At 75.5% G+C, this 15,449-nt stretch carries 17 protein-coding genes and 4 tRNA genes; 15 read left to right on the forward strand and 6 right to left on the reverse strand.

What is annotated here, in order from left to right; genetic code table 11:
• Window positions 1–22 precede the first annotated feature (22 nt).
• The 7 genes from ACRYR2_RS03970 to ACRYR2_RS04000 all read left to right on the forward strand — a co-directional run bounded on the left by ACRYR2_RS03970 (window position 23) and on the right by ACRYR2_RS04000 (window position 4,546).
• Window positions 23–107: transfer RNA gene (locus ACRYR2_RS03970), tRNA-Ser, on the forward strand.
• A gap of 130 nt (window positions 108–237) precedes the next feature.
• On the forward strand, window positions 238–537 hold the full coding sequence (locus ACRYR2_RS03975; protein WP_432561527.1) for a type II toxin-antitoxin system VapB family antitoxin: 300 nt from the start codon (window positions 238–240) through the stop codon (window positions 535–537).
• Between the two features lie 41 nt (window positions 538–578).
• Window positions 579–1,214 (forward strand): LytR C-terminal domain-containing protein, encoded by a 636-nt coding sequence (locus ACRYR2_RS03980; protein WP_432561528.1) that lies wholly within the window; start codon window positions 579–581, stop codon window positions 1,212–1,214.
• Between the two features lie 70 nt (window positions 1,215–1,284).
• Entirely contained in the window at window positions 1,285–1,848 is a 564-nt protein-coding gene (locus ACRYR2_RS03985) for a toxin-antitoxin system HicB family antitoxin (protein WP_432561529.1), read from the forward strand.
• Window positions 1,845–2,699 carry a DUF4097 family beta strand repeat-containing protein gene (locus tag ACRYR2_RS03990; protein WP_432561530.1) on the forward strand — a complete coding sequence of 285 codons (855 nt, stop codon included), beginning with the start codon at window positions 1,845–1,847 and terminating at the stop codon, window positions 2,697–2,699. Before ACRYR2_RS03985 ends, ACRYR2_RS03990 begins: the two co-directional genes overlap by 4 nt.
• Before the next feature lie 54 nt (window positions 2,700–2,753).
• Window positions 2,754–3,725: an ATP-binding cassette domain-containing protein gene (locus ACRYR2_RS03995; RefSeq protein WP_432561531.1), complete on the forward strand. Its 972-nt coding sequence runs from the start codon at window positions 2,754–2,756 to the stop codon at window positions 3,723–3,725.
• Window positions 3,722–4,546, forward strand: a complete 825-nt coding sequence (locus ACRYR2_RS04000; protein WP_432561532.1) for an ABC transporter permease — start codon at window positions 3,722–3,724, stop codon at window positions 4,544–4,546. The genes ACRYR2_RS03995 and ACRYR2_RS04000 overlap by 4 nt, the downstream gene beginning before the upstream one ends.
• A 54-nt stretch (window positions 4,547–4,600) precedes the next feature.
• On the opposite strand, the gene ACRYR2_RS04005 is transcribed toward ACRYR2_RS04000, so the two are convergent.
• The 3 genes from ACRYR2_RS04005 to ACRYR2_RS04015 form a co-directional block, all read right to left on the reverse strand.
• Window positions 4,601–4,687, reverse strand: a tRNA-Ser gene (locus tag ACRYR2_RS04005).
• Between the two features lie 28 nt (window positions 4,688–4,715).
• Entirely contained in the window at window positions 4,716–5,165 is a 450-nt protein-coding gene (gene tadA / locus ACRYR2_RS04010; RefSeq protein ID WP_432561533.1) for a tRNA adenosine(34) deaminase TadA, read from the reverse strand.
• A 35-nt stretch (window positions 5,166–5,200) separates the two neighbouring features.
• Window positions 5,201–5,740, reverse strand: a complete 540-nt coding sequence (locus tag ACRYR2_RS04015; protein WP_432561534.1) for a tRNA adenosine deaminase-associated protein — start codon at window positions 5,738–5,740, stop codon at window positions 5,201–5,203.
• Between the two features lie 116 nt (window positions 5,741–5,856).
• On the opposite strand from ACRYR2_RS04015, the gene upp reads away from it, so the two are divergent.
• The 3 genes from upp to ACRYR2_RS04030 all read left to right on the forward strand — a co-directional run bounded on the left by upp (window position 5,857) and on the right by ACRYR2_RS04030 (window position 7,631).
• Window positions 5,857–6,492 (forward strand): uracil phosphoribosyltransferase, encoded by a 636-nt coding sequence (gene upp / locus ACRYR2_RS04020; protein ID WP_432561535.1) that lies wholly within the window; start codon window positions 5,857–5,859, stop codon window positions 6,490–6,492.
• Window positions 6,493–6,675: 183 nt separating this feature from the next.
• Window positions 6,676–6,837, forward strand: a complete 162-nt coding sequence (locus ACRYR2_RS04025; RefSeq protein ID WP_432561536.1) for a hypothetical protein — start codon at window positions 6,676–6,678, stop codon at window positions 6,835–6,837.
• 56 nt (window positions 6,838–6,893) lie between these two features.
• Window positions 6,894–7,631 (forward strand): PH domain-containing protein, encoded by a 738-nt coding sequence (locus ACRYR2_RS04030; protein ID WP_432561537.1) that lies wholly within the window; start codon window positions 6,894–6,896, stop codon window positions 7,629–7,631.
• A 96-nt stretch (window positions 7,632–7,727) separates the two neighbouring features.
• Here the strand turns inward: ACRYR2_RS04030 and ACRYR2_RS04035 are convergent, their stop codons facing one another.
• The 3 genes from ACRYR2_RS04035 to ACRYR2_RS04045 form a co-directional block, all read right to left on the reverse strand.
• Complete coding sequence (locus tag ACRYR2_RS04035) at window positions 7,728–8,249, reverse strand: Lsr2 family DNA-binding protein (RefSeq protein ID WP_432561538.1); 522 nt, start codon at window positions 8,247–8,249, stop codon at window positions 7,728–7,730.
• A 627-nt stretch (window positions 8,250–8,876) separates the two neighbouring features.
• Window positions 8,877–8,949 (reverse strand) — tRNA-Arg (locus ACRYR2_RS04040).
• A 168-nt stretch (window positions 8,950–9,117) separates the two neighbouring features.
• A tRNA-Ser gene (locus ACRYR2_RS04045) sits at window positions 9,118–9,208 on the reverse strand.
• Window positions 9,209–9,254: 46 nt separating this feature from the next.
• Between ACRYR2_RS04045 and ACRYR2_RS04050 the strand changes: the two genes are divergently transcribed.
• The 5 genes from ACRYR2_RS04050 to ACRYR2_RS04070 all read left to right on the forward strand — a co-directional run bounded on the left by ACRYR2_RS04050 (window position 9,255) and on the right by ACRYR2_RS04070 (window position 15,304).
• Complete coding sequence (locus ACRYR2_RS04050) at window positions 9,255–11,330, forward strand: penicillin-binding transpeptidase domain-containing protein (RefSeq protein ID WP_432561539.1); 2,076 nt, start codon at window positions 9,255–9,257, stop codon at window positions 11,328–11,330.
• A 446-nt stretch (window positions 11,331–11,776) separates the two neighbouring features.
• The gene (gene ssd / locus ACRYR2_RS04055) at window positions 11,777–12,919 is read left to right on the forward strand and encodes a septum site-determining protein Ssd (RefSeq protein ID WP_432561540.1); all 1,143 of its coding nucleotides are present in this window, start codon (window positions 11,777–11,779) and stop codon (window positions 12,917–12,919) included.
• Window positions 12,916–14,094 (forward strand): TadA family conjugal transfer-associated ATPase, encoded by a 1,179-nt coding sequence (locus ACRYR2_RS04060; RefSeq protein WP_432561541.1) that lies wholly within the window; start codon window positions 12,916–12,918, stop codon window positions 14,092–14,094. Before ssd ends, ACRYR2_RS04060 begins: the two co-directional genes overlap by 4 nt.
• Complete coding sequence (locus ACRYR2_RS04065) at window positions 14,091–14,690, forward strand: hypothetical protein (protein ID WP_432561542.1); 600 nt, start codon at window positions 14,091–14,093, stop codon at window positions 14,688–14,690. Before ACRYR2_RS04060 ends, ACRYR2_RS04065 begins: the two co-directional genes overlap by 4 nt.
• Window positions 14,687–15,304 (forward strand): type II secretion system F family protein, encoded by a 618-nt coding sequence (locus ACRYR2_RS04070; protein ID WP_432561543.1) that lies wholly within the window; start codon window positions 14,687–14,689, stop codon window positions 15,302–15,304. The genes ACRYR2_RS04065 and ACRYR2_RS04070 overlap by 4 nt, the downstream gene beginning before the upstream one ends.
• The last annotated feature ends 145 nt before the right edge of the window (window positions 15,305–15,449 follow it).

A 15,449-nucleotide genomic window follows, 5' to 3' on the forward strand; every position in this document is an offset into this window, starting at 1 on the left:
GGCGCGCTACGCTGTTGGCACTGGAGGATTCGCCTAGTGGCCTATGGCGCACGCTTGGAAAGCGTGTTGGGTTAACGCCCTCAGGGGTTCAAATCCCCTATCCTCCGCCGTACGAGGCCCGCTCCCGGTCCACCGGGAGCGGGCCTTCGTCGTTCCTGGTCTCCCGTTCTCCCGGTGGACGGTCCGTCCGGCGCGCGTCCCCCTCAGCCACCCAGCCGGCGCCTAGACTCCTCGACCGTGATCTTCCAGGCCGTCGGCGAGGGACGCCCGTACCCGCAGCACGGGTGCGAGACGACGACGCAGTGGTCGGGCGTGCCGCCGCGGCAGGTCCGGCTGGCCGAGCTGACGACGACGAAGCGCACGCTGGACCTCGACGCCCTGCTGGCCGAGGACTCGACGTTCTACGGCGACCTGTTCGCGCACGTGGTGTCCTGGCGGGGCCGGTTGTACCTCGAGGACGGGTTGCACCGGGCGGTGCGGGCCGCGTTGCACCAGCGCCAGGTCCTGCACGCCCGGGTGCTCGTGCTGCCCGACTGAACACCGCACCGCAAGCGTCGTCGGGGATCGAGGGGGGAACGGTGGCAGGGCACGACGAGGACGACCTGCGGGACGGCCGGCTGCGCGAGGAGCGGCCGCACGACGGGGTGCTGCCGGAGGTCGACGAGATCGACGACGGCCTGGACGAGGAGTCGTTCCGCCGGCTCAGCGGCCGGCGCCACAGCCGGCTGGTCCGGCAGCGGATCGTCTTCGCGGTCGTGGTGGTCCTGGTGCTGGCGGTCGGCGGGGGTGCCTACCTGGTGTGGAGCGACCGCTGGCAGCCCGGCGGCGCGGCCACGCCGACGGCCGCGGCTCCCGCTCCCACGTGCACGCCGCAGGCGGTGGAGCTGCTGCCGCCCGCCGAGGTGTCCCTGACCGTGCTCAACGGCACCGACCGGCGCGGCCTGGCGGCCTCGGTGGCCGGGGAGCTGCGCAGTCGCGGGTTCGTCGTGACCGAGGTCGGCAACGCGCCCGCCGCGACCGGGCCGGTCACGGCCGTGGTGACCTTCCCCGCGGGGCAGCGCCAGCAGGCCACGACGCTGGGTGCGCGCTTCCCCGAGGTCCAGCTGGTCGAGGACCCGGCGGCGGCCGCGGTGTCGGTGAGCCTGGGTGACGGGTACCAGCAGCTGGTGGGCGAGGAGGCCGTCGTCGCGCCGGTGACCGAGCCGGTCTGCTGACGCCACGATGGCGCAACACTGACGCCATCGAACGTTGACGTGACGTCATCGGCGACGCCACCATGGCGTCATGGATCTCGTCCCCTACCTCGTGCGACTCCGCCAGGACCTGGCCACCGCGGCCGATCCCGGCTCCGAGGAGGCGGTGGCCGCCGCCGAGCGGCTCGCCGTCGTCCTCGAACCGTCGCTGCAGCTGCTGCTGCTCGACGTCCTCGTCGAAGCCGCCGGTGAGCTGACCGGCGGCCTGTCCCGCTCGGCCCAGCCGGCCAGCGGCGTCGAGGTGCGGCTGCGTGGTCGTGAGGTGGAGTTCGTCACGACCTTCGCCCCGGCCGCCGCTCCCACCTCGGCCCCCGACGGCTCCGCCGACGTCGCTCCTGACGCCACGCGCGACGTCCCCGAGGACGCCGGCACGGCCCGCCTCAGCCTGCGGGTGCCCGAACGCCTCAAGACGCGCATCGAGCTGGCCGCCGACGCCGAGGGGCAGTCGGTCAACGCCTGGCTCGTCCGCTCGATCGGCGACGTCCTGGACCGGCGCCGCGGACCGGGCGGCACCGGCCGTGCGGCCGGCCCGGCGTGGACCCAGCCGCCCACCCCGCCCCACAGCGGGGAGCGCCTGACGGGGTGGGCCCGGTGAGCGGGCAGGTCTTCGCCGCGACCGGGCCGGTGCGCGTCGTCGTCGACGTCTCGGGCGTCGACCTGTCCGTCCGGGCCACCGAGACCACGGACGTCTCGGTCGCCGTCGAACCGCACTCGTCGCGGGCCTCGGACGCCGACCTCGCCGAACGCACGAGCGTCGGGTTCTCCGACGACCGGCTCGTCCTGCGCTCCGAGCGCACGACCGCGTCCCGGCTGCGGAGCCTGTTCGGCACCGGGCCCCGCGTCGACGTCTACATCGTCGTGCCGACCGGCTCCTCGCTGGAGGTGCGCGGCTGGGGCGATGTGGCGGGCATCGGCGTCCTGGGCTCCGTCGACGTCGACACGGCCATGGGGGACGTCGACCTGGACGAGGTCGGCTCGCTGCGGGTGAAGGTCTCCGCCGGCGACGTCCGCGTCCGCGACCTCACCGGCCGCGGCGACCTGCGGACCTCGGCCGGGGCCATCCGCGTCGGGACCGCCCACGACGACGTCGGGGCGCGCACCTCGGCCGGTGACGTCGTCGTCGACCGCGGGTTCGGCTCGCTGCGGCTGTCCACCTCGGCCGGCGACGTCCGCGTCGGCGACGCCTCGACGTCGGTCACCGCGCGCACCTCGGCCGGCGACATCCGGCTGGACCGGGTGCGGTCGGGGGCCGTCGACGCCGAGTCCACCTACGGACAGCTGACCATCGGGGTGCCGGAGGGAACGGCGGCCTGGCTCGACGTCCAGGCCCGGCACGGCGTCGTGCGCAGCGACCTGGTCGCCAGCGACGGCCCGGGCGATGCCGCCGCGACCGTGGAGGTCCGCGCCGTCGCCGGCTACGGCGACGTCGTCCTGCACCGCGTCTGACCACTCCAGCAGCACCACCCCAGCAGCACCAACCCAGCGAGAGGGAGGGAAGCGATGGGCACCACCGAACCGGCAGTCCTCGTCCGCGGCCTGTGCAAGTTCTTCGAGGGCGCCCGGGGCGGCCCCCCGCACCGCGTCCTGACCGGCGTCGACCTGACCGTGGCGGCGGGCACCGTGCTGGCCCTGCTCGGACCGAACGGGGCCGGCAAGACGACCGTCGTGAACGTCCTGACGACGCTGCTGCGGCCGGACGCCGGCGAGGTCCGGGTGGCCGGCCACGACGTGCGGCGCGACCCCGACCGGGTCCGGGCGGCCGTCGGCCTCACCGGCCAGTTCGCGGCCGTGGACGACCTGCTGACGGGGGAGGAGAACCTGCGGCTGATGGCGCGGCTGCACCAGCTCTCCCGCGCCCAGGTCCGCGCCCGCACCGACGAACTGCTCCAACGGTTCGGCCTCACCGACGTCGCCCGCCGCCGGGCCAGGACGTACTCCGGGGGCACGCGCCGCCGGCTCGACCTGGCCATGGGGCTGGTCGGCCGCCCGCAGGTCGTCGTCCTGGACGAACCCACGACCGGGCTGGACCCGCGCAGCAGGCGCGAGGTGTGGGAACTCGTGCGGGAACTGGTCGTCGACGGTTCCACGCTGGTGCTGACGACGCAGTACCTCGACGAGGCCGACCGCCTCGCCGACCGGATCGCGCTGCTCGACGGCGGCGTCGTCGTGGCCGAGGGCACCTCCAGCGACCTGAAGGCCCGCGTTCCCGGTGGACGCATCACGCTGCGCTTCCCCGACCGCGGAACCCTGGACCGCGCCGGAACGGTCGTGCCCGTCCTGGAGGTCCGTCCCGACGCGCTCAGCTGCGACGTGGCCGGTTCCGGGGACGGGCACACGGTGCGGAACCTGTTGCAACGGCTGGACTCCGCCGGCATCGCCGTCGAGCAGGTCGCGACCCGCGGGCCCGACCTCGACGACGTCTTCCTCGCCCTGACCGGTTCCACCCCCCGCGCCCAGGAGGCCCTGCGATGACCACCAGCCCGGACGTCACGGTGCGCGGCCCGCTCGCCCGGCCGCTGCACGACGCCGCCGTCCTGCTCGACCGCCAGCTGCGCCACGTCGTGCGCTACCCCGAGCTGAGCGTGCTCGTCATGGGCGTACCGGTCGTCCTGCTGCTGCTGTTCGTGCTGGTCTTCGGCGGGAGCCTGGCCACGGGCATCGCCCCCGGCGGGGACCGCGGTGACTACGCGGCGTTCGTCACCCCCGGGATGATGGCCATCGCGGCGATCACGATCGCCCAGGGCACCTCGACCGAGGTGGCGATGGACGCCTCCGGCGGAGTGCTCGCCCGGCTGCGCACGCTGTCCGTCCGCCCGGGCTCGGTGCTGGCCGGGCACGCCCTGGGAGCGACGCTGCAGATGCTCGTCGCCATGACGCTCATCGTGCTGGTCGCCGTCGCGCTGGGGTTCCGGCCCGGCGCCGGCCCGCTGGGCTGGCTGGGAGTGCTCGCGCTCACGACCGCGCTGTCGCTGGCGGTGGCCTGGCTGGCGGTGGCCGCGGGCCTGGCGGCCCGCTCGGTGGAGGTGGCCAGCAACTACGCGCTGCCCCTGATGCTGCTGCCGTTCCTGGGCAGCGGTTTCGTGCCGGTGGACTCGCTGCCCGGATGGCTGGAGTGGTTCGCCCGCCACCAGCCGCTGACTCCGGTGGTGGACGTGCTGCGGAACCTGCTGGCCGGGACACCGGCCGACCGCGGCTCGGTCCTGCTGGCCACGGGCTGGTGCCTCGTGCTCGTCGCGGTGGGGATCTGGTCGGCCGGCCGGTTGTTCACGCGGCCGCGCAGCGCACCGCACTGAGGCGCGGAACGACGAAGGGCCCCCGATCGCTCGGGGGCCCTTCGGCCGTGACAGCGGTGACGGTGGGATTTGAACCCACGGAGGAGTTGCCCCCTCACACGCTTTCGAGGCGTGCTCCTTAGGCCGCTCGGACACATCACCTTGGTGCTGCACGTCAACCTTACACGGCTCAGCCGGTGCTCCCGTCACCTCGCCGGAGCGCGAAGAAGTCGTCGAGCAGCGAGCGGCACTCCACCTCGCCGACCCCGCCGGCCACCTCGACGACGTGGTTCAGGCGCGGGTCGCGCACGACGTCCCGCAACGAACCGGCCGCGCCGAAGCGGGGGTCCCAGGCACCGAACACCAGCCGCTCCACCCGGGACAGGACCGTCGCACCCGCGCACATGACGCACGGTTCGAGGGTCACCACGAGGGTGCAGCCGGACAGCCGCCACTCCCCGCGGTTGCGCGCCGCGGCCCGCAGCGCGAGGACCTCGGCGTGCGCCGTCGGGTCGGCGGCCGCCTCCCGCTCGTTGCGGCCGCGCCCCAGCACGGCTCCGTCGGCGTCCACCACGACCGCGCCGACGGGCACGTCACCGGTCGCCAGGCACGCCCGCGCCTCCTGCAGCGCCGCCGACATCCACGCCGACCACGGCGGCGGGACGGCGAGTCCGCTCAGCGCAGCGATTCCAGGACGTCGGCGAAGCCGAGGAGCTCACCGATCTCCACGGTCGCCGCCGACGGGTCCGCCCCGGAGGTGGCCAGGCGCAGCAGCACCGGGGCGGGGCAGCCGAGGTCGGCCAGCAGTTCGGGGTCCCCGGCCCAGACGTCCTCGGCCACGACGGGGTCGGGGCGCGTCGTCGCCGGCTCCTCGTCCTCGTCCTCCTCGTCCTGCTCGTCCGTCCCGTCCTCGGTGGGGGCGAGGTCGGTGGCGGGCGGGAGTTCGGCGAACAACGGCGCGTAGGAGCTGTCGGCGGCTGCGACGGCGTCGGAGACGAACACCTTCACGTCGTCGCTGTCGGTCCGCACGAGCGCGAACCACTCGTCCTCGCGTTCGAGGACCGCCAGGACCGGGGCCCCGTCGTCGTCGACGGCGGCCCGCAGGACGTCGCCGAGTTCGTCGGGGGAACCCGCTTCCAGGTCGATGTCCACGGACCGCCAGTCGCGGTCGTCGCCGGAACCTTCGGGGGAGAGCACCGCGGTGAAGTACGCCACGCACCCATCGTGGCAGGGTGCGGACGGGAACGGCCACCAGTGTCGCCGTGGGGGCGGCGGGCAGCCGCCGTGGGCGCGGTGCCGGGGACGCCGCGGACCCCGTACTTTTGAGTCTCATGCGCCTGTCCGTCATCGAACACCCCCTCGTCGCCCACAAGCTGACCGCCCTGCGGGATCGCGGAACCGATTCCCCGACGTTCCGGCGGCTGGCCGACGAACTCGTGACCCTGCTCGCCTACGAGGCGACCCGCGACGTCGCGGTCGAACCCCACCCCATCTCCACGCCGGTCGGCCCGACGACGGGTGTGCGGCTGCGTTCACCCAAACCGATCGTGGTGCCCATCCTGCGCGCCGGGCTCGGGATGCTCGACGGCATGGTGCGGTTGCTGCCCACCGCCGAGGTCGGCTTCCTCGGGATGCTGCGCGACGAGTCGACCCTGGAGGCGAAGACCTACGCGAACCGGTTGCCGGACGACCTCACGGGCCGGCACTGCTTCGTGCTGGACCCGATGCTGGCGACCGGCGGAACCCTGGTCGCCTCCATCACCTACCTGCTCGAGCGCGGTGCGCGCGACGTGACGGCGCTGTGCCTGCTGGCCGCCCCGGAGGGCCTGGAGGTCGTGCGGCAGGCCTTCGACGACCACGCCTCGGTGACCGTGGTGACCGCCGCCGTGGACGAGCGGCTGGACGAGAACGGCTACATCGTTCCCGGCCTCGGCGACGCCGGCGACCGTTTGTACGGGGTCGTCTGAAGGCTCTGCCCGGGGTCGTCCCAGGCGCGTCGGGGCGGTCCCGGGCCGACACGGGACCTCCCCGCCCCCCGACGCTGCCCGTTGCGCCGGATTTCCGGCAGGATGTCGCCCGTCCCGCGCATTTTGGTTCACAGTCTGTGATGACGACGGGCGTTCGGGGGAACGCCGGAAAGGAGCCGGCCCGTGAAGTGGCGCCGAGTTCTGTGGTGGGTCCTGGTGGTCTTCGCGCTCTACGCCGTCTACCGCGCTCCGGACCAGGCGGCGGGCTTCGTGCGCGCCGTCGGTGAGTCGCTGGGCACGATCGTGGCGAGCATCGCCGACTTCTTCGACGGGTTGCTGAACTGACCCCCAGCGGCCCCCACGGGCGACCGGACCCCGACGGCGAGGCCCGGGAGCTCGTGATGTTCTCCGGGAGCCGGTTGCGCAAGAACGGGCAGGACGGCACCTGGGAGGTCGTCGAACCCGCCGAGGAGGAAGAGCTCCCCGACCCGTTGCCCGGCCCGCTGGACGTCGAGGAGCGCGAGGAGCTGGTGGAGGTCCTCGACGCCGGCCTGGAGGCCGACCCGTTGTGGGAGCAGCCGCCCGCGCGGGTCGAGCGGTACGTCCTCGGCTCCGAGAAGCGGCTGGTGTGCCTGCGGCGGCACCTGGTCGTGCTGGCCGAACCCGTCCTGAGCTGCGTCGTCGGCCTCGGACTGGTGCTGTGGCTCGTGCCGCGCGTCGGGGACGTGCCCCACCTGCCCAACGCCCTGTTCCTCGGCTGGCTGTTCCTGCTCGGCCGGGCCGTCTGGAAGTGGCTGCAGTGGCGCGGTGACTGGTTCATCGCCACGGACAAGCGGCTGTTGCTGACGTACGGCGTCGTGAAGCGCCGGGTGGCGATGATGCCGCTGTCGAAGGTGACCGACATGAGTTACAGCCGCTCGTTGCCCGGGCGCTTCCTCGGGTACGGCGAGCTGGTCATGGAATCGGCCGGTCAGGACCAGGCGCTCAGCGACGTCGACCGGTTGCCGATGCCGGACCAGGTCTACGTGCGCATCTGCGAGCAGCTGTTCGGTCAGGTGGGGGCGGTCGACGCCTCACGCCGGATGGGAGCCAGGATGCGCCGGATGGCGCGCAGAGCGCTGCCGCCCCGGTTCCGCTGAGGGGAAGTGGCCGACCGGAACACTCCGGCCCGAACGGCAGCAGGGGGCGAGGTCGTGAAGACCCCGCCCCCTGCTGCGTCCAGCGACTGCGTCAGCTCACTGAGCGGCGCGGAACTGGTCGATGATCGTGGAGGAGATCGGGCCGCGCGGGGCGACGGCGATCCCGTTGGCGGCGGCCCACTCGCGCACGGCGCGAGCGTCCACGGCGGCGCTGGAGGGAGCGGACTTCTTCGCAGCCTTCTTCGCGGTCTTCTTGGCCGGAGCGGCGGCGGGCGCCGGGGCCTCGGCCGGAGCGGCGGTTTCCTCGACCGGAGCCGGAGCGGCGGCGGTCTTCTTGGAAGCGGCCTTCTTCGCGGTGGCCTTCTTGGCCGGAGCGGCCTTCTTCGCCGGGGCGGCGGCCGGAGCGGAAGCGGCCGGGGTGCCGGCGAGGGCGGCCGGGAGGTCCTCCCACGTCACGGACGTGGCGGCCCGAGCGGTCGCAGGGTTCCAGGAGACACCGTTCGCGTTCACCGTGAAGGTGCCGATCTTGCGACCGTTGCGCTTGACGGGGATCTCGAGGTCGACGGCACCGACGGGCAGTTCGGTGGCCACCTTCAGTGCAACGTCGTGACTTGCCATGCTGGGCTCCCAGGGAAGTGGCTGGACAATACTGCAGCAATGAAACCACAGTTCTGTCGGAGTTCGCGCATCGAAGGGCGGATTCTCCGGGAAGTTCCCCTGTTCACCGGACAACACCGCCCGGAGTTGTCGCAGGGGAGTCCGTTGCCGGGTTAGTGGCGGGAGTTGGGTGCGGGAGTTGAGCCGGCCCGGTGGCGCCGGTGGGTTGCCGGGTTCCCGCAGTTCGCGCGCGTTCTCAGCACCCGTCGGGCAGGAAGTCGGGGTGGGAACAGGAACACCGGAACGGGGGCGGGACGAACGCGGGAACCGGGGGAACACCGGCTGCGGAAGTGCGGTCCGGAAGGCGCCGGACAACGCTCGCGAAGTCGCCGGGGAAGGATCCGCGGAAGGGCGGCCGGAACACCGGCGGCAACCGTCCGGGAACGCCCGGGCAGGAGAGCGGTGAACTCCGCCGCGCAGAACCGGCACTCGGTCCGGATGGGTCGGCCGTCCCCACGGCGCCGGCGACGCCACGCAGGAGGGGGCCGGGCCGGGAGCGCCCCGCGGACCGGGAGGGGCGGGGGCTGTCGAGCCGCACCGGGCCCGGACGTGCGAAAGGGCCCCGGAGGGCCCTTCGCGGTGGTGCGGTGCGCCCGAAGGGATTCGAACCCCTAACCTTCTGATCCGTAGTCAGATGCTCTATCCGTTGAGCTACGGGCGCCGGCGGCGCGCTCGGCGCGCCGTCTGGGACTACTGTAGCGGGCTTCTGGCCCGCTCACCAATCGGCTGCAGCGCAACGCTTCTGAGGGTCCTGGCCGTCGGACGCGGAGCGGCTGGGGAACGACGAAGGGCCCCGGTCGCGGTGTGCGACCGGGGCCCTTCGGCCCGGCGGAGGTGGCGGGATTTGAACCCGCGAGGGGGTTGTAGCCCCCAACCCGCTTAGCAGGCGGGCGCCATAGACCGGACTAGGCGACACCTCCAACGCACTGCAGGTTAGCAGCCCGTGACGTGACAGCATCACCGTCGATGACCGACAACGCGCACGAGTCCGGGCCGTCCTCGTCCTCGGGTGGGCCGCCGGCCGCTGCCGGCGTTCCGCCCGGCAGTCGTCCGCAGGCCGCTGACCAGCCAGGACGCTCCCGGCGCCCCTCCCGGCGCACCGTCGTCGCCGGCTCGGCGGTCGTCCTGGCGGGCGCGGGCGCGGGGGTCTGGTGGTCCGCGTCGCGCGAGGACCCCGCCGACGGCGTCCGGGCCGCCGCCGACGACCTTGCGGCGGCGTGGTCGCAGGGCCGCCTCGGTGAGCTGGACCTCGTCGCGGGCTCGGGGCAGCTGCCCGCGGACGTCCCCGCCGAGTACGCCCGGCTGACCGGCGGACTGGCCGACCCGCCGCCGGCCGTCACGGTCGCCGGCCTGGACACCTCCGCCGCCGGGGACGGCGCGGCCACCGCGACGCTCGACGTCGTCTTCGACCTCGCCGCCGGGCACGGTGGACCGGAGGGCAGCACGTTCGCCTACACGACGACCGCGCGGTTCCGGCGCACCGAGGGCGCGGAGGGCGAGCGCGTCTGGCGGGCGGTCTGGGAGCCGGCGCTGGTCCACCCCGCCCTCGCCTCGGGGGCGACGTTCGTCCTGGACCGGGAACTCCCCACCCGCGCCGACGTCCTGGGCCGCGACGGCACCCCCGTCGTCACCGCGACCCCGGTCGTGCGGGTGGGGGTGCAGCCGTCGCGCACCACCGACCCGGTGGCCACGGCCAACGCGCTCGGGGCCGCGCTGGGGATCGACGCGGCGGCGTTGGCGACCCGCATCTCCCAAGCCTCGCCCGACGCCTTCGTCGACGTGATCACGTTGCGGCGCAGCGACTACGAAGCCCAGCGTGGTGTCCTGCAACCCGTTCCGGGGGCGGTGTTCGCCGAGGCCACGCTGCCGCTGGCGCTCACCCGGGGTTTCGCCCGGGCGCTGCTGGGAACCGTCGGTGAGGCCACCGCCGAGATCGTCGAGCAGTCCGGCGGCCGGTACGCCGCAGGTGACCTGGCGGGGTTGTCCGGGATCCAGCGCACCTACGACGAGCGCCTCGCCGGTCGCGCCGGGACCGTCGTGCGGGCCGAGGGCGGCAGCGACGCGCTCTCGACCGAACTCGCCCGGTTCGACGCCCAGCCGGGACAGGCGGTGCGCACCGGTCTCGACGTCGCCGTCCAGCAGGCCGCCGACGACACCCTCGCCACCAGCCCCGCCCCCGCCGCGCTCGTGGCCGTCGACGTGGCGACCGGCGAGGTCGTCGCGGCCGCGAACTTCCCCGTCGACGGCGGGGACCGCGCGCTGACCGGGCGGTTCCCGCCGGGTTCGACGTTCAAGGTCGTCACCACCCTCGCCCTGCTGACCGGCGGCCTCGACCCGGCCGAAACGGTTCCGTGCCCCCCGACGTACACCGTGGAGGGGCGGTCGTTCTCGAACTTCGAGGACGAGGCCTTCGGGGACGTGCCCTTCCGCACCGACTTCGCGCGCTCGTGCAACACCGCCTTCGCCGGCCTGAGCCCCCGGCTCGCCGACGACGACCTGCCCCGCGCGGCGGCCGAACTCGGGGTCGGTGCCGAGTGGGCGCCGGGGGTGGACGCGTTCGCCGGGTCCGTCCCCGTCGCCGAGTCCGCCGTCGACCTCGCGGCGGCGAGCTTCGGTCAGGGCCGCACGCTCACCTCGCCGCTGGCGATGGCCGTCGCGGCGGCCTCGGTCGCCGCGGGCGAACTGCGGCGGCCGACGGTCGTCCTCGATCCGGCGCCGGCCGCCCCGTCCGCGCCGGCCACGAGCGCCGACCCCGCCCTGCTGGCCACCGTGGGTGGGCTCATGCGCGACGTCGTCACGTCCGGGACGGCGACCGTCCTGGCGGGTGTGCCCGGCGAGCCCGTGCACGCCAAGACCGGCACCGCCGAGTACGGCACCGCCGTCCCGCCCGCCACGCACGCCTGGACCATCGGCTACCAGGCGGGGCTGGCCTTCGCCGTCTTCGTCACCGACGGGGTGAGCGGAGGGTCCGTCGCGGCTCCGCTGGCCGCCGGCTTCCTCGGCCGGCTGGCCGCCGCCGGGGGGTACTCCGGCGGTTCCTGAGCCGCCCCTGTGCGGGTTCCGTGCAGAGTGCTGTCGCCCCCGCCGGGGTTCCGCACGAAATCTCCGCTCGGATTCCCCGAAGGAATTGCCAAGGTGCCCCGCCAGGGGTGAGGATGCAGCAGTACGCCCTGTGGGCTACATGCGGGCCCGGCTCATCCCCCCCGAGCCGGACCGTGGACGGCCCCCGCTCCCCCCCAGCGGGGGCCGTCGTCCATCTTCCGGGGGATCTCCCCGCACCGGCGTTGCTCCGCGAGTCCTTCCCGTGGTGTGCCGGGCGGCTCCTCCACAGCCTCTCCGCAGCCCCCTCCGCTGCTCCGGGCCCGAGGTCGCCGCGGTGTCCACAGGGGCGCCCGGGGTCCTCTCGTCCACAGGTGGGCGTCCGTCAGCGGCGGCGAGCTCGTCGGTGACCTCACGGTGGTTCCCCCGACCACCGTGAGGAGCAGCCCGTGCCCGTCCGCCACCAGACCCGGCCCAGACGCCCCCGACGCCTGATCCCCCTGGCCCCCACGACCTCCGGGTCCGGCCCCGCAGGTGCGAACGCCCCCGGCACCGTGCTGCTGCTCACCGACGACGAGGAGCTCGCCGCCGCTGTGGCCAGACTGGCCGCCGCAGCTGGGTGCGTCCTGCAGCGCGGCTGTGCGCCCGGGCAGGAACCGCGCCACCGGCTCGTCCTGGCCGGTGTCGACGCCGGCACCGAGGAGGTCCAGGCGGTCCGCGGTGCCGCGGTGACCGTCGTGGTCGTCGGCTGTGCCCCGACCCCCGCCGACTGGTGGCAGCAGGCGGCCGCGCTGGACCCCGACCACGCCGTGCTGCTGCCCGAGGCGCAGGACTGGCTGCTGGAGCGGCTGTCCGACGTCGCCGACGGCTCCGGTGCGCCGGGGCACGGCCCCGTCCTGGCCGTCGTCGGCGGCACCGGCGGGGCGGGGGCCAGCGTGCTGGCCTGCGGGATCGCCCGGGCCATGGCCGACACCACCGGCGGGTGCCTGCTCGTCGACGCCGACCCGCGCTCGGGTGGTCTGGACCTCCTCGTCGGCGGTGACGCCCTCCCCGGGCTGCGGTGGGCCGACCTGGCGGGCGTCGAGGGACGCCTGAGCCCGCAGGTCCTGCGCTCCAGCGTGGCGCTGGGCGGTGGCCTGCACGTCCTGGCCACCGACCGCCGCGGCGGCCACGGACCGGCCCCCGACCAGCTGTGGACCGTCCTGGACGCCGCCCGCCGCACCTTCCCCGCCACCGTCCTGGACCTGCCGCGGGGGAGCCTGCGCGACCTGGGCCCGGTGCTCGGAGCTTGCGACGAGGTCCTCGTCGTCACCCCCGGGACCACCCGCGGGGCCGCCGCCGCCTGCGTCGTCGTCGACGAGGTCCGCGCGGTCAGTCCCGCGGACGTGCGCCTCGTCGTCCGCGACGTCGGCGCCGGACCCGACCCGGAGGACGTGGCCCTCGCGGCCGGGGCGCCGCTGGCCGGGCTCGTACGGCCCGACCGCGACCTCGACGTCACGCTGGAGCTGGGCGAGGGGGTCCCCGGCGGCCGGCGCAGCAGCCTGCGGGTGTTCGCCATGGCGTGCGCGCGGGACTGGGCGGTCCCGTCGTGAGGCTGGCCGAGGACGAGTTCGCCGCCGTCGTCGAGCAGGTCCGGGACCGGATCTGGCGCAACGGTTCCCCCGCCGACCCCGCGGCCGTGGCCGCGGCCGCCCGGGCCGAGGGGGTCGTGCTCGGGGCCGCCGACCTGGTCCGGCTCCTGGACGGGGTCCGCGCCGCGACGGCCGGCGCGGGACGGCTGCAACCCCTGCTGGAGGCCGAGGGCACCACCGACGTGCTCGTCAACGGGGGCGGTGGGGTCTGGGTCGACGACGGTTCCGGGCTGCGGCCCGCCGCGCTCGTCCTGTCCGGGGAGGCGGAGGTGCGTGCCCTCGCGGTCCGGCTGGCCGCGGGGGCGGGACGTCGCCTCGACGAGGCCAGCCCCTTCGTCGACGCGCGGCTGCCCGACGGGACGCGGATGCACGCCGTGCTGCCCCCGCTGGCTCCCGACGGCACCCACCTGAGCCTGCGCGTCCCCGCCGTCCGCCGCTTCGGGTTGCCGGACCTGCTCGCGGCCGGCGCGGTGCCCGCGGCGTGGGAACCGGTGCTGCGCGCCGTCGTGGAGCGCCGGCTGTCCTTCCTCGTCAGCGGCGGCACCGGCAGCGGCAAGACGACCCTGCTGCAGGCCCTGCTGGGGCTGGCCGCCCCGGGGGAGCGGCTGGTGCTGGTCGAGGACTCCGGGGAGCTGCGGCCCGACCATCCGCACGTGGTGCGGCTCGAGGCCCGGCACGGCAACGTCGAGGGCCGTGGCGGGGTCGGCCTCGACGCCCTGGTCCGGCAGGCCCTGCGGATGCGACCGGACCGCCTGGTGGTCGGGGAGTGCCGGGGCGTGGAGGTCCGGGACCTGCTGGCGGCGCTGAACACCGGCCACGCCGGCGCCGGCACGGTGCACGCCAACACCGCCTCCGACGTCCCGACCCGGCTGCACGCGCTGGCCGCGACGGCCGGGCTGGCCCCCTCCGCGGTGGACGCCCAGCTGCTCGCCGGCGTCGACGTCGTCCTGCACGTCGCCCGCTCCCGCGCGGGGCGCGGAGTGGTCGAGATCGCCGTGGTGGCGCCCGAAGGTGGTGCGGCCCGTGTCGTGCCCGCCCTCGTGCGCTCGCCGGACGGCCGGCTGGGCACGGGCCCCGGCCTGGACCGGTTGCGCCGGCGGCTCGGCACCCCGGTGCCTTCCGGAGTGCCCCGGTGAACGCCGCCGACGGGTTGGTGGTCGGTGGGTTGCTGCTGGCCGCGGCCGCCGTGCGGCCCCTGCCCGGCCGCGCTGCCGGCAGGGGGCGGCGGATGCCGGCCCGCCGGCGCTCCCGGCTGCCACGGCCCTCCCGCGGCGTTCCGCACGAGGCGGCGGAGGCGGTGGCCGGCGCCCGGGTCGCCGAGCGGGCGGCGGCCCTGCTGCGCGCCGGTGTGCCACCCGTCCTGGCGTGGGACCACGCCCGGGACGGGCGGGAGGCGCCGCCCGCGGTGCGGGCCGTCTGGCGGCTGGTCACGGTGACCGGGGCGCCGGCCGCGCAGGCCCTCGAGGCCTGCGCGGAGGGGGTGCGGGCCGACGCCGCCGCCCGCGCCGCCGTGCGCACGGCCCTGGCCGGGGCACGGGTCAGCGCCCGCACGGTGTCGGCCCTGCCGCTGCTGGGGCTGGTGCTGGGCGCCGCGCTGGGCGCCCCGCCCTGGGAGGCGCTGGGCGGTTCGGTGCCCGCCCGCCTCAGCGCCGTGGTGGGCACGGCCCTGCTGCTGGCCGGCCGGTGGTGGAGCGAGCGGCTGGTCCGGGCCGCCGCACGGGCCGCGACGTGAACCCCGACGGCCCGGCCGGTCCGCTCCTGGTGGCGGCCCTGCTGGCGGCGGCCGTGCTGGCCGCCACGCGCCGCGGTGGCGACCCTCGCGCGGACGGTCCCCGATCGCCCCGCAGCGTCGTGCGCCGGTACGCCCGGGCGGTGCGGCGCCGGGACCGGACGGGAGCCTCACCGCCCGACGTCGCCCTCGTCTGCGACCTCGTCGCCGCCGCGGTCGGTGCCGGGCTGCCCCCCGGGCGGGCGCTGGAGGCCGCGCTCGACGCGCTGGCCGGCGAGGGGTACGCCGAGGACGCCGCGCTGCGCCGGGCCGCGGCGCGGTTGTCCTGGGGCGGGGACCCGGCCGAGGCCGCACAGGCCCTGGCCGACGGGTCGGCGCCGTGGGCCGACCTCGCCGAACCCCTCCTGCTGTCGGCGCGGACGGGAGCTCCGGCGGCCACGCTGCTGACGTCGGCGGCCGCGTCCGTGCGGGCGCGGCGCCGGTGGTCGGCCGAGGCCGCCGCCGCCCGGTTGTCGGCCTCGCTCGTCCTGCCGTTGGGGTTGTGCACCCTGCCGGCGTTCCTGCTGCTGGGCGTCGTCCCGGTGGTGCTGTCGCTGGCGGCCGAGGTGTTCGGGTGACGCCGCGGGATCCACAACCCGGGGGCCGGGGGTTTCGTCCACAGCCTGCCGGAGGGTTTCCGGCGGGGACGTCGCCGGACGGGAAAGGTGTTGCGGACCGGGGCATCCCGGTCCGTGGAGGAGTTCCGCGGAGTTCACGCAGAGG

Source organism: Kineococcus deserti, assembly GCF_050871945.1.
Lineage (GTDB): Bacteria > Actinomycetota > Actinomycetes > Actinomycetales > Kineococcaceae > Kineococcus.

Excerpts from the sequence above, each read along its gene's own strand:
- ACRYR2_RS03985 (WP_432561529.1), top strand. The coding sequence starts at position 1,285 with ATGGATCTCGTCCCCTACCTCGTGCGACTCCGCCAGGACCTGGCCACC.
- ACRYR2_RS03995 (WP_432561531.1), top strand. The coding sequence starts at position 2,754 with ATGGGCACCACCGAACCGGCAGTCCTCGTCCGCGGCCTGTGCAAGTTC.
- ACRYR2_RS04000 (WP_432561532.1), top strand. The coding sequence starts at position 3,722 with ATGACCACCAGCCCGGACGTCACGGTGCGCGGCCCGCTCGCCCGGCCG.
- tadA (WP_432561533.1), bottom strand. The coding sequence starts at position 5,165 with ATGTCGGCGGCGCTGCAGGAGGCGCGGGCGTGCCTGGCGACCGGTGAC.
- upp (WP_432561535.1), top strand. The coding sequence starts at position 5,857 with ATGCGCCTGTCCGTCATCGAACACCCCCTCGTCGCCCACAAGCTGACC.
- ACRYR2_RS04030 (WP_432561537.1), top strand. The coding sequence starts at position 6,894 with ATGTTCTCCGGGAGCCGGTTGCGCAAGAACGGGCAGGACGGCACCTGG.
- ACRYR2_RS04035 (WP_432561538.1), bottom strand. The coding sequence starts at position 8,249 with ATGGCAAGTCACGACGTTGCACTGAAGGTGGCCACCGAACTGCCCGTC.
- ACRYR2_RS04050 (WP_432561539.1), top strand. The coding sequence starts at position 9,255 with ATGACCGACAACGCGCACGAGTCCGGGCCGTCCTCGTCCTCGGGTGGG.